This is a genomic window from Cytobacillus firmus (genome assembly GCF_023612095.1).
Lineage (GTDB): Bacteria > Bacillota > Bacilli > Bacillales > Cytobacillaceae > Cytobacillus.
Genome location: NZ_CP086235.1, coordinates 1078648 through 1090691 on the forward strand (window position 1 = coordinate 1078648; position 12044 = coordinate 1090691).

The 12044-nt window shown below is 42.6% G+C and carries 11 protein-coding genes and 1 pseudogene; 9 read left to right on the forward strand and 3 right to left on the reverse strand.

The window, feature by feature from the left end; all coding sequences use genetic code 11:
- Positions 1 to 6 precede the first annotated feature (6 nt).
- A complete protein-coding gene (locus tag LLY41_RS05430) occupies positions 7 to 576 on the forward strand; it encodes a TVP38/TMEM64 family protein (RefSeq protein ID WP_095244920.1) in 570 nt (189 codons plus the stop codon).
- Positions 577 to 604: 28 nt separating this feature from the next.
- On the opposite strand, the gene LLY41_RS05435 is transcribed toward LLY41_RS05430, so the two are convergent.
- Positions 605 to 1018 (reverse strand): sigma-w pathway protein ysdB, encoded by a 414-nt coding sequence (locus LLY41_RS05435; RefSeq protein WP_095244921.1) that lies wholly within the window; start codon positions 1016 to 1018, stop codon positions 605 to 607.
- 138 nt (positions 1019 to 1156) lie between these two features.
- Here LLY41_RS05435 and LLY41_RS05440 point away from each other — a divergent pair, with 138 nt between their 5' ends.
- Both LLY41_RS05440 and LLY41_RS05445 read left to right on the forward strand, forming a co-directional pair.
- On the forward strand, positions 1157 to 1648 hold the full coding sequence (locus tag LLY41_RS05440; protein WP_095244922.1) for a dUTP diphosphatase: 492 nt from the start codon (positions 1157 to 1159) through the stop codon (positions 1646 to 1648).
- Positions 1649 to 1752: 104 nt separating this feature from the next.
- Positions 1753 to 2838, forward strand: coding sequence for a M42 family metallopeptidase (locus LLY41_RS05445; protein WP_095244923.1), 1086 nt, complete (start codon positions 1753 to 1755; stop codon positions 2836 to 2838).
- A gap of 37 nt (positions 2839 to 2875) precedes the next feature.
- Here LLY41_RS05445 and sspI read toward each other — a convergent pair.
- Positions 2876 to 3081, reverse strand: a pseudogene (sspI, locus tag LLY41_RS05450) (small acid-soluble spore protein SspI).
- A 141-nt stretch (positions 3082 to 3222) separates the two neighbouring features.
- Between sspI and LLY41_RS05455 the strand changes: the two are divergent.
- The 3 genes from LLY41_RS05455 (at position 3223) to pheT (ending at position 7995) form a co-directional block, all read left to right on the forward strand.
- Positions 3223 to 3972 (forward strand): TrmH family RNA methyltransferase, encoded by a 750-nt coding sequence (locus LLY41_RS05455; protein ID WP_095244925.1) that lies wholly within the window; start codon positions 3223 to 3225, stop codon positions 3970 to 3972.
- Between the two features lie 528 nt (positions 3973 to 4500).
- The gene (pheS, locus tag LLY41_RS05460; protein WP_304587113.1) at positions 4501 to 5538 is read left to right on the forward strand and encodes a phenylalanine--tRNA ligase subunit alpha; all 1038 of its coding nucleotides are present in this window, start codon (positions 4501 to 4503) and stop codon (positions 5536 to 5538) included.
- Between the two features lie 42 nt (positions 5539 to 5580).
- Entirely contained in the window at positions 5581 to 7995 is a 2415-nt protein-coding gene (pheT, locus tag LLY41_RS05465; protein WP_304587114.1) for a phenylalanine--tRNA ligase subunit beta, read from the forward strand.
- A gap of 63 nt (positions 7996 to 8058) precedes the next feature.
- On the opposite strand, the gene rnhC is transcribed toward pheT, so the two are convergent.
- A complete protein-coding gene (rnhC, locus tag LLY41_RS05470) occupies positions 8059 to 8997 on the reverse strand; it encodes a ribonuclease HIII (protein WP_304587115.1) in 939 nt (312 codons plus the stop codon).
- Between the two features lie 154 nt (positions 8998 to 9151).
- Here rnhC and zapA point away from each other — a divergent pair, with 154 nt between their 5' ends.
- From zapA to polX, 3 genes are all read left to right on the forward strand, one after another.
- Positions 9152 to 9418, forward strand: coding sequence for a cell division protein ZapA (zapA, locus tag LLY41_RS05475; RefSeq protein ID WP_304587116.1), 267 nt, complete (start codon positions 9152 to 9154; stop codon positions 9416 to 9418).
- Positions 9419 to 9420: 2 nt separating this feature from the next.
- A complete protein-coding gene (locus LLY41_RS05480; RefSeq protein WP_095244929.1) occupies positions 9421 to 9963 on the forward strand; it encodes a CvpA family protein in 543 nt (180 codons plus the stop codon).
- Between the two features lie 337 nt (positions 9964 to 10300).
- A complete protein-coding gene (polX, locus tag LLY41_RS05485) occupies positions 10301 to 12019 on the forward strand; it encodes a DNA polymerase/3'-5' exonuclease PolX (RefSeq protein WP_304587117.1) in 1719 nt (572 codons plus the stop codon).
- Positions 12020 to 12044 lie beyond the last annotated feature (25 nt).

The following is a 12044-nucleotide window of genomic DNA, read 5'->3' on the forward strand; positions in this document are numbered from 1 at the left end:
GAAGGCATGAATGATCAATTGACCTTATTGTTTGCTATGGCAGAAACTGCTGGCATTCTTGCTCCTATTGCTTTTATCTTTTTTCATATCATCCGGCAGTTTCTATTTATTCCGGTACCGCTTGTCTGTATAACAGGGGGAGTTCTGTTTGGAAGTCTTTTTGGCTCTATTTTCTCTCTTGCGGGGTTAATGATCAGCAGCATTCTTTTTTATTTTTTGATCACAAAAATGCCGCGGACACATGAAAAGCTATCTTTATTAAAGAAGCGGTGGTTCGGGGAGTATCGGAATTTAACTGTCGGCCAGGTTGCAGTTTTAAGGCTAATCCCTTTTATTCATTATCATTTATTGAGCTTTTGCCTGATGGAAAGAAATAAAGGAATTAATGAGTATCTGAAAAATTCATGGATCACCAATTTGCCGCTGGCTGTTTTTTATACCGTTTTTGGGGAATTTATCAGCAGATTTACGCCTTCAATGATTGTCCTTATTTTGCTGTCACTTTCTGTTTTGGTATTTGTACTGAGGGAAAAGGTTACAGTTATTAAATGGAAAGAATTCTTCAAAACAGCATAAAAAAACGTTCGGGGCTGCCGAACGTTTTTTAAAGATGATCATTAATTTCCTCGCCTGGAGAAGCTGTTTTGTGCATGAACTCCTTTACAGGGCTTTTCCAGTCAATTTTTGCAGTAGGATAGGCCTCGCTTATTTTTCTTTCAATAAAAAGAAAATCCTCCCTTACCATCCCTTTAAGGGCCGATGTATTGTGCGGCCAGAGGAAAATGGAGACCACATCAAAAGCATTATCAGTGGTACCCAAATACTTTTCACCTTCAAATAAAACCCCTTTATACGTAATCAGGAAGTTTTTCCTGACATTTTCATGGTCATCCCAAAAATAATATCGTTTCTGTTCGTGGGCAAGCTCTAGCTTTCTCTTGGAATTGAGCAGATATTTTACCGCGGTGTATATAAGAAAAAGAATCAGAGCAAACAATAGCATACGCAGGAGCCACATAGTAACCAGCCCTCCATTATTATTTTCCTTACTATACGGATTAGATTAAAAAAAGTTTCAACTTTTTTGCGATTTGTTATAATTTTTTTGATGGGCACTATAATGTAAGTTAATCATTTCATATAGGACGGTGAAAAAATGAATTATCAGCAATTATTTCAAATGCAAAAAGGGCTGGACAGCCATATAGAATCAAACCATGGTTTAGAGGAAGAAGATTTGTTTGACCGTAAGATACTGGCGCTGCTTGTTGAATTGGGAGAGCTTGCTAATGAGACAAGATGCTTTAAGTTCTGGAGCCTTAAGCCTTCCTCCCCTCAGGAAACAGTATTGGAGGAGTTTGTAGACGGTATACATTTCATTTTATCGCTTGGAATTGAATGCGGATTTGACGGGCAAAAGAACTTTGCTGTTCCGGTGGAAAAGGCGGTTTCAGTGAATGACCAGTTCCTGTCTGTTTATGATGCTATCGGAAAGTTTCGGACCAGCCGTTCTTTAACGGATTATAAAGACCTTATTGCAGTCTACTTACAGCTGGGGGAAATACTTGGATTTAACTCTTCGCATATAGAAAAAGCATATATAGACAAGAATGAAGTAAATTATAAGAGGCAGGCTGAAGGATATTAGATTTTTCCGCCTGCAGCCTGAGGGATTATCCGTCTGATAATTCTTTATATTGAATCCGATGTTCGGTATAATAGGATTAAATAAATATTAAGGGAGTCGAAATGATGGCTAAATTAGATGAAACATTAACGATGCTTAAAGACTTAACAGATGCGAAAGGAATACCGGGAAATGAGCGCGAACCGCGCGAGGTTATGAAAAAATACATAACAGCATATGCTGATGAAGTGACAACAGATGGACTGGGGAGCCTCATTGCTAAAAAAACCGGCAAAGAAGGCGGCCCGAAGGTCATGGTAGCCGGTCACTTGGATGAAGTTGGATTTATGGTAACAAACATTGATGATAAAGGTTTCATCCGTTTCCAGACAGTTGGCGGCTGGTGGTCGCAGGTTATGCTGGCACAGCGCGTGACAATTGTAACGTCGAAAGGAGATGTTACAGGGGTAATTGGTTCAAAACCGCCGCATATCTTATCACCGGATGCTCGCAAAAAGCCTGTTGAAATTAAAGACATGTTTATTGATATTGGTGCTTCCAGCCGTGAAGAAGCAAAAGACTGGGGCGTAAAACCTGGTGACATGGTGGTTCCATATTTTGAGTTTACGGTTATGAATAATGAAAAGATGCTTTTGGCGAAAGCCTGGGATAACCGCATTGGCTGCGCAATTGCTATAGATGTGCTAAAAGAATTAAAGGATGCTGAGCATCCGAATGAAGTTTATGGTGTAGGAACGGTTCAGGAAGAGGTTGGTCTTCGCGGAGCCCGTACTTCTGCGCAAAAAATCGAGCCGGATATCGCATTTGGTGTAGACGTGGGAATCGCAGGAGATACACCGGGGATTTCTGAAAAAGAAGCCATGAGCAAAATGGGCAAAGGGCCGCAAATCATCCTTTATGATGCATCAATGGTCTCTCACAAAGGCCTGCGTGACCTTGTAACAGACACTGCAGATGAACTGAATATCCCTTATCAATTTGATGCCATCGCTGGCGGAGGAACAGATTCAGGAGCCATTCATGTTACACATAATGGAGTTCCATCCCTTTCAATCACCATCGCAACACGGTATATCCATTCCCATGCAGCAATGCTTCACCGTGATGACTATGAAAATGCAGTTAAGCTTATTGCTGAAGTGATTAAGAAGCTTGACAGGGAAACGGTTGATAAGATTACATTTGAATAAAATAAAAACTCCGGGCTTTTTTCCGGAGTTTTTCATTTTATTTAAGACTGCTCTCCAAGGTTTGAAGCATTTCAAGCTTGTCTTCTTCAGAGGAGTTTTCCAAATTACCTCAAATAAAACACCCAAGCCAGGCAGCATTTTTTCTTCCCCATTTTGAATGGCATCTACGATTGTATCTTTCAGTTCATCTTGAGAGTTGCCTGATACATTGTGTAAAACGGCATTGCGCAGGTTTAAATTCACCTTAATGCACTCCTTCCAGATTTAATTCGTTATTATCTTCTCTAATTTTACTTTTATTATGTATTCCAAATAAGCTATAATGAAAAAACTGTACAGAAAAATTCCGTTTGTACGGGATTTTCTTTAAAAGGAGAGACCGTGTTGAAGCATATACAATCTGCAAAAAATCCAAAAGTTAAAGAATGGAAAAAACTTCTGGCCAGAAAAGAGCGTGACAAAACAGGAAGCTTTTTAGTTGAAGGTTTTCATCTGGTAGAAGAAGCACTTAAAGCCAATCAAATAGCAGAAATAATCATTGATGAAAATAAAAATATGCCTCCCGGCTGGGACTATGGCGACATCCCTGTAACAATGGTTACAGATGAAATTATCGGACTGCTGGCAGATACCGAAACACCACAGGGAATTTTTGCAGTCTGCAGCCAGCAGTCATCCACTGAGGAAGTGAAAGGAAAACAATTTTTATTAGTTGATGCCGTCCAGGATCCCGGCAATCTGGGGACGATGATCAGGACGGCTGATGCGGCTGGAATCGATGCCGTTATTGTGGGTGAAGGCAGCGTTGACGCATATAACCCGAAGGTACTCCGCTCTGCACAGGGCAGCCACTTTCATGTGCCTGTTTTAAGAGGAAACCTTTCCGACTGGATCTTCAAACTGAAAGAAAGTAATGTACCTGTCTATGGAACCGCTTTGGAAGATGCCCGGGAATACACGAAGTATGAGTCATCTGATTCCTTCGCCCTGCTCGTTGGAAATGAAGGAAACGGGGTAAATAAAGAGCTCCTGGCCAATACAGCAGCAAACCTTTATATACCGATATTCGGGAAAAGCGAATCACTTAATGTGGCGGTGGCTGCCGGAATTCTTCTTTATCATCTAAGAAAATAGAAAATGGGCGGCAATTTTTTCAAAACCGTTTGAAACAGTCTTAAGAATGTAATATAATTAACAGCAAAATTATAATAATAAAACGATGACGGAGACCAGTACCTTGCACTAAGCCTTTTCAGGGAGAAAATGCCTAAGACTGAAAGCATTTTTACAGGAAATGCAAGAGAAGTTTCACCTCCTGAGTTGGCATCGGGACCATTGAAAAGTAATGCTTTGGCGCGCCCTGCTGAGTTGTCCAGCTGCAGCGGCTAGCCCCTCGAGGTCATAAGCCAATCCTCTCAGAAAGGTAAAGAACACCTTTCCAAGAGGCTCGTCTTATGCTTGTCGGGGCTGAACGAGCCACTTCCGCTTTTCTTTGTAAAGATGTACCGGCATAAGCCGTTATCCCAATGAAGAGAACACGTGCATGAAGTACATATATGTGTTAAAAAGGGTGGTACCGCGAAACCTCGTCCCTTTATGGGGATAGAGGTTTTTTATTTTGGCCAAAAAAGTAAATGAATTAATATCAAGGAGGATTTTTAGATGCAAGAGCGTTTAAAAGAACTGCAAACTGAAGCGTTAGAAAAGATCAGCACAGCCGCTGATTTGAGAGAGCTAAATGATATCCGTGTATCTTATTTAGGCAAAAAAGGCCCGATTACTGAAGTGCTTAAAGGAATGGGGAAATTGTCTGCTGATGAGCGTCCCAAAATGGGGGCCCTTGCAAATGAAGTGCGGGACAGCATTGCTGCCGGAATTGAGGAAAAACAAAAGCATCTGGAGGAAGCGGCTGTTCAGGAAAAACTGGCTGCAGAAAAAATTGATGTCACTCTACCGGGAAGACCTGTTAAATCAGGAAACCACCATCCGCTGACAAGAATTATTGAAGAAATTGAAGATCTGTTCATTGGAATGGGTTATTCGGTAGCTGAAGGTCCTGAAGTTGAAAAAGATTATTATAATTTTGAAGCATTGAATCTTCCTAAAGGCCATCCTGCCCGGGATATGCAGGATTCCTTCTATATTACAGAAGATATTCTTCTTCGTACCCATACTTCGCCGGTACAGGCAAGAACAATGGAGAAGCATGAAGGCAAGGGGCCAGTTAAAATCATCTGCCCGGGTAAAGTATATCGCCGAGATAATGACGACGCTACACACTCTCACCAGTTCATGCAAATAGAGGGACTTGTTGTAGATGAAAACGTCCGAATGACTGATTTAAAAGGAACATTGGAGGTCTTTGCAAAGAAAATGTTTGGTGATGACAGGGAAATCCGTCTTCGCCCAAGTTTCTTCCCGTTTACAGAGCCATCTGTGGAAATGGATATTTCCTGTAAAATATGCGGCGGAAAAGGCTGCAGCGTATGTAAAGGCACTGGCTGGATTGAAATTCTTGGTGCAGGAATGGTTCATCCAAATGTTCTTGAGATGGCAGGCTTCGACTCTAAGAAATACACAGGTTTTGCATTCGGAATGGGTCCTGAGCGAATTGCCATGCTGAAGTATGGTGTAGATGATATTCGTCATTTCTACACAAATGATGTGCGTTTCTTGAAACAATTTTCAATTCATGAATAATTAGAAAGCCCGGAGCTTGACAATTACTAAGGAGGATCACAAATGTTCGTTTCATATAAATGGCTGCAGGAATATGTTGATTTATCAGGCGTTACGCCTGAAGAGCTTTCAGAAAAGATTACTAAAAGCGGTATAGAAGTTGAAGGCGTAGAGATTTTGAATGAAGGTATCAAAGGTGTGGTTGTAGGGCATGTCCTTGAAAGGGAACAGCACCCAAATGCTGATAAACTGAATAAATGTTTAGTCGATACAGGGGCGGGTGAGCCTGTACAGATCATCTGCGGTGCCCCGAATGTGGATAAGGGACAGAAAGTGGCCGTGGCTACAGTTGGAGCTGTTCTTCCAGGTAATTTTAAAATAAAGCGTGCCAAGCTGCGCGGCGAGGAATCGAATGGAATGATCTGTTCGCTTCAAGAGCTCGGCATTGAAAGTAAGCTGATTGCAAAGGAATACTCTGAAGGCATTTATGTTTTTCCTAATGATACAGAGGTTGGTCAGGATGCTCTTCTGCAGCTTAATCGTGACGACCAGATTCTGGAACTTGGATTGACTCCAAACCGTTCTGACTGCTTAAGCATGCTGGGTGTTGCATATGAAGTGGCAGCTATTTTAGGAAGAGAAGTAAAGCTTCCTGCACCTCAAGCAGAGACTTCTTCAGAGAGGGCATCTGCTTACATCGATGTTCAAGTGGACGCAAAAGAAGATAATCCTCTTTACGTTGCGAAGGTTGTAAAAAATGTAAAGGTTGGCCCATCTCCTGTATGGATGCAGGCGCGTTTAATGGCAGCAGGCATTCGCCCTCACAATAACGTGGTGGATATTACAAACTACATTTTGCTTGAATACGGCCAGCCGCTTCATGCATTCGATTATGACCGGCTGGGATCAAAGCAAATCCTTGTCCGCAGAGCAAATGATGGCGAAGTGATTGTCACTCTTGATGATGCAAAACGCGAGTTAACATCAGATCATCTTTTAATAACAAATGGGACAGAGCCAATTGCACTTGCGGGTGTCATGGGCGGGTCAAATTCTGAAGTACAGCCTGACACAAAAAATGTGATTATCGAATCAGCTTATTTTAAAGGGGCAACGGTTAGAAAAGCTTCAAAAGACCATGGATTAAGAAGCGAAGCAAGCGCACGCTTTGAAAAAGGTGTGGATCCAAACAGAGTTAGAGCTGCTGCGGAAAGAGCTGTTCAATTGCTTGCACAATATGCGGGCGGAGAAGTGCTTGAAGGTTCTGTGGAAGCTGATGCACTGCAAGTTGAGCCTGCTGTGGTGTCTGTAACGCTTGAAAAAATCAATCGTGTCCTTGGTACGGAATTATCCATGAAAGAAGTAGAGGGTATTTTTGCCCGTCTTCAATTTGCAACGAATACTGATAACGATACAATTACTGTTACAGTTCCAACTCGCAGAGGCGATATCACAATTGAAGAAGACCTTATTGAGGAAGTTGGCCGATTATTTGGCTACGATAACCTGGCATCAACTTTACCGGTTGGTTCATCTACACCAGGGCATCTTACCCAATATCAGAATAAACGCAGAATGGTCCGCCGCTGCCTTGAAGGTGCGGGACTTTATCAGGCAGTGACTTATTCATTAACAAATGAAGCAAAAGCGGCTCAATATGCACTGGAAGAACGCAAACCTGTGCAGCTGGCAATGCCTATGAGTGAGGATCGCAGCCTGCTTCGGTTAAGTATTGTTCCGCAGCTTCTGGAGGTATTAAAATATAATTCGGCACGTCAGAACGACAGTCTGGCTGTTTATGAAACTGGGGCAGTGTTCCTCTCGAATAGAGAAGAGGAATTGCCTGAAGAGCGTGAGCATCTTGCAGGTGCGGTTACTGGTCTTTGGCACAGCCATCCATGGCAGGGAGAAAAGAAGCCAGTTGATTTTTACGTTGTAAAAGGTATCCTTGAAGGTTTATTTGAAAAGCTGGGACTCTCTGATAAGATTGAATTCCGTCAAGCGCAAAAGGATGGAATGCATCCTGGCAGAACAGCAGAAATATTGCTTTCCGGGGAGTCAGTGGGATTTGTCGGACAAATCCATCCAACTGTCGAAAAAGAGCTTGATTTGAAAGAAACCTATGCATTTGAGCTTTCATTAAAAGCGATTCTGGAAGAAGAAGTTTCACCTTTACAGTATGAAGCTATTCCGCGTTTCCCTTCCATCACAAGGGACATTGCACTTGTGGCAGATCAGGGAACAGCAGCAGGCGAGCTTAAAGGAATCATTAAAGAAGCTGGCGGCAAATTATTAAAAGACGTACATGTTTTTGACTTGTACGAAGGTGAACGGATGGAGCCAGGCAAAAAATCGCTTGCTTTCTCCCTTAAATACTTCGATCCTGAACGTACTCTGACGGATGAAGATGTAACAAAAGCGCATGACAAAGTATTGGAAGCTGTGAAGGAAAAAGCCGGAGCGGTATTGAGAGGATAAAATGAAAAAGGCAGCCTGAGGGCTGCCTTTTTCATTTTAACTGGCCGTTAACTTTCTTTATTATCAATTATATTTCCTGCTATACAGCTTCAGTGCCTTTTCAGTATTTGCAAAATGCAGTTTTACAAAAGAAGGCAATGCTTCACGCCCTTTTTCCTTAATAAGCCGGGCAGCTGCCTCATCAACCTTCGGACCGGCGCCTTTAGTAAGCCGGAAACCGGCCTTTGTGCTAAGGTTTTCAAAATGGCGCACAAACGCATAGCGTGCCAGGATGGATGCTGCTGCAACAGCCAGATGAATTCCTTCCGCTTTTGTGCTGAAAAAGACCCGCTCCCTCTGTATGGTCTGCTGGTTTTTTAAATAATTGAAGTAAATCTCTTCCTTGGCAAATTGGTCAATCAAAATGGCTTCAGGCTTTTCAGGAGAGATTTTCCCTAAAACATGCCCGATTGCCTGATTGTGCAGCAATGCTTTGATTTTCCCCTGTGACATCCCTGATTGCTGAAGCTTATTGTATTTTTCATTGTGCAATGTTAACAGGCTGTGGGGAACGATATCTTTAATCTGCTTTGCGATTTCGATGATTTTTTCATCTCCCAGATTTTTTGAATCCTTAACTCCAAGCTCCTTCAGCAAAGGAATTTGATCTTTCTTTACGTAAGCTGCAACCACCGTAATGGGGCCAAAATAATCCCCGGTGCCCACTTCATCTGAACCTATGACAGAAAGAGAACTGATATTTTCCGGCAGGTTGGCAGCGGCAGGGCTGGTTTTTTTGCTGGGCTGTGAACTGCGTGCGGTATCTCCCCACTTTTTAGCCTCTGCTTCACATCCGCTCCCTTGGAAGAGGACCTTGCCTGATTTATAGGCAGTGATCGAACATCCCGGCACTTTTGCAGCAAATACACTTCCAGGAGGCTGCTTGTCATTTAGGCTGCCTGAATAATGGGCCTTCATTTTTGAGATTTCACTTGCTTTTTTTAAAAGGACTACCTGGCTCATATTAATTCTCCTCATCTTAGTGTACTGTTGAATTTATTCCCTCTATTTGGAAAACACTTGCATTAACGGCTCATCTGACATGCTTTGACTTCCCACCAATATGCGTTCGTGTTATGATATTGATTAGGATTCTTTAAAGAAGGGGGCATGGACGTTGTCAGACATACAAAGAAACCGAACTAGTGTAGATATTTATGGACAGCAATATGTAATAGTTGGCTCAGAAAGCTCCAGCCATGTTCGCCTTGTCGCTTCGCTGGTTGACGATAAAATGCGTGAGATCAGTTCGAAGAATCCTTCACTCGACATTAGTAAGCTGGCCGTGCTGACCGCAGTCAATGCAGTTAATGATTATATAAAGCTAACAGACCGTCTGGAACGGCTGGAAAACGAATTAAATAGAGTAAAGGACGGAAAGTAGTCATGCTGGATCTTGCAATTATCATTATTTTAGTTTTTGGTTTTTTAATAGGCTTGAAAAGAGGGTTTATCCTCCAATTAATTCATTTGACCGGATTCATTATTGCTTTCATTGTTGCCCGTATGTATTACGGTGAGCTTGCGCCTAAGCTGACCTTATGGGTGCCATATCCAAGCTTTAGCAGTGACTCGGCGATTAAGACGTTATTTGAGAATGGGAATCTTGAAGATGCTTACTATCGCGCCATTGCATTTGTCGTGATTTTTTTTGCGGTAAAAATATTGCTGCAGATTATTGGAAGCATGCTCGACTTTGTTGCCCATCTTCCAGTACTGAAACAGCTGAACGTTTGGGCTGGCGGAATTCTCGGATTTATCGAAGTCTATCTTATCATGTTTATTCTATTATACATAGCAGCACTCGTTCCAATCGAAGTCCTGCAGGGGCCGATCAATAATTCCTTTATGGCAGAATTAATGGTTAAGAATACGCCTGTTCTCTCTAACCAGCTCAAAGAAATGTGGGTTGAATATATGGCTGCGTAACTTCTCTATTTCTAGAGAAGTTTTCTTTTTGAAAGGCTCTTTTGTAAAAAATGTTGTTATTCGCCAACTATGTTGTCCGTTGATTTCCGCTCCAGGCTGCTCGCTTTCCGCGGGGCGGGTGGTGAGCCTCCTCGACGCTGCGCGTCTGCGGGGTCTCACCTGTCCCGCTACTCCCGCAGGAGTCTCGCACCTTCCGCTCCAATCAACTCAGTGAATAATATATAAAAAGCAGCAAACATTGCGAAAAACAGTCTTTTGAAAATAGCCATGATTTGAAGTTGCACTGCAAAATAAGAGATAATACGGATACGAATACAGTTACGGGCAGGTGGTTTTTATGAGTATAAATAAAAAAGATGTTGTCAGACTTTTAGAAACAATCGCTGTTTATATGGAGTTAAAAGGAGAAAATCCGTTCAAAACAGCCGCCTTCCGAAAAGCGGCACTCGCACTTGAATCTAATGATGAAAGCTTGACTGAAATTGATGATTTCACAAAGCTATCCGGCATCGGAAAAGGCACCGCTGCTGTTATAGAGGAGTACATCAAAGAAGAAAAGTCTTCTGTTCTGGATGAACTGAAAGAAGAAGTCCCTGCCGGATTAATTCCTCTGCTTCAGCTCCCGGGGCTTGGCGGCAAGAAAATAGCCAAGCTATATAAAGAACTGGGCGTCGAAAATGCTGCAGACCTTGAGGAAGCGTGCCGCAATAAGAAGGTCCGGGGACTGGCAGGATTCGGAGAAAAATCTGAAGAAAAGATACTCGCTGCCCTTGAAAATGCAGGAACCAGACCGGAACGGCTCCCGCTTGCATTCATGCTGCCGATAGCAGAAGGCATAGAAGCAGCCCTGGCTGAAATGAAGGATATTGAAAAGTATTCAAGGGCAGGAAGCTTAAGGAGAATGAGGGAAACAATCAAAGACCTCGACTTTATCATAGCTACTGACAATCCTGCTTCTGTCAAAGAACAGCTATTAAGTCTAGCCGGCATCAAAGAAGTAATTGCTGCAGGAGAAACAAAGGTTTCTGTTGTCTTTCAGCATTCCTATGATATATCGGCTGATTTCCGAATAGTTGAGACGCATGAATTTGCCACAACACTCCATCATTTTACTGGATCAAAGGACCATAATGTCAGAATGCGCCAGCTCGCAAAAGAGCGCGGGGAAAAAATCAGTGAATATGGAGTCGAAAATACAGAGACAGGTGAAATCCTTACGTTTAATAATGAAGAAGAATTTTACGCGCATTTTGGGCTTCCGTTCTTCCCTCCTGAAATTAGGGAAGATGGGAAAGAAGTAGATGAATATACGCAAGACATGGAGCTCATTTCTCTTGAAGATATTAAGGGTGATCTTCATATGCACTCAACCTGGAGTGATGGCGCTTATTCCATAGAGGAAATGATCGAAGCGTGCCGTGCCCGCGGCTATAAATACATGGCTATAACAGACCATTCCCAGTACCTGAGAGTGGCGAACGGTTTGACAGCCGAAAGGCTTCGCAGGCAGAAAGAAGAAATAAAGCGGCTAAATGAGCAATTCGATGATTTCACCATATTATCAGGGGTAGAAATGGATATTCTGCCTGATGGATCGCTCGATTATGACGATGAACTTCTGGAGGAGCTGGATATTGTCATTGCTTCCATCCATTCTTCTTTTTCACAGCCGAAAGAAAAAATCATGGACCGCTTGAAAACGGCTCTGCAGAATGCCCATGTTGACATTATTGCCCACCCTACGGGAAGATTGATCGGCCGCAGGGAAGGCTATGAAGTAGACATGGAAATGCTCATCGAGCTCGCCAGGGAAACAAATACAGCCCTTGAGCTGAATGCAAATCCAAACCGGCTTGACCTTGCTGCTGAACATATCAGACAAGCTCAGGAAGCCGGTGTGAAAATAGTGATTAATACAGATGCACATAAAATAGATACTTTAAATCATATGGAAATCGGTGTTTCTGCGGCAAAGAAAGGATGGATCAAGAAAGAATCCGTTTTAAATGCCTTAGAAACAGGAGATTTGCTCAAATTTCTGAGAGAACGCCAGTAGGAAAATTGGGCATGAAAGGGGAAAG

Bases quoted from the DNA above. Each gene is read 5' to 3' on its own strand.
- pheS (WP_304587113.1), top strand. From the start codon at position 4,501: ATGCAAGAGCGTTTAAAAGAACTGCAAACTGAAGCGTTAGAAAAGATC.
- LLY41_RS05480 (WP_095244929.1), top strand. From the start codon at position 9,421: ATGCTGGATCTTGCAATTATCATTATTTTAGTTTTTGGTTTTTTAATA.
- pheT (WP_304587114.1), top strand. From the start codon at position 5,581: ATGTTCGTTTCATATAAATGGCTGCAGGAATATGTTGATTTATCAGGC.
- LLY41_RS05445 (WP_095244923.1), top strand. From the start codon at position 1,753: ATGGCTAAATTAGATGAAACATTAACGATGCTTAAAGACTTAACAGAT.
- LLY41_RS05435 (WP_095244921.1), bottom strand. From the start codon at position 1,018: ATGTGGCTCCTGCGTATGCTATTGTTTGCTCTGATTCTTTTTCTTATA.
- LLY41_RS05440 (WP_095244922.1), top strand. From the start codon at position 1,157: ATGAATTATCAGCAATTATTTCAAATGCAAAAAGGGCTGGACAGCCAT.
- polX (WP_304587117.1), top strand. From the start codon at position 10,301: ATGAGTATAAATAAAAAAGATGTTGTCAGACTTTTAGAAACAATCGCT.
- LLY41_RS05430 (WP_095244920.1), top strand. From the start codon at position 7: ATGAATGATCAATTGACCTTATTGTTTGCTATGGCAGAAACTGCTGGC.
- rnhC (WP_304587115.1), bottom strand. From the start codon at position 8,997: ATGAGCCAGGTAGTCCTTTTAAAAAAAGCAAGTGAAATCTCAAAAATG.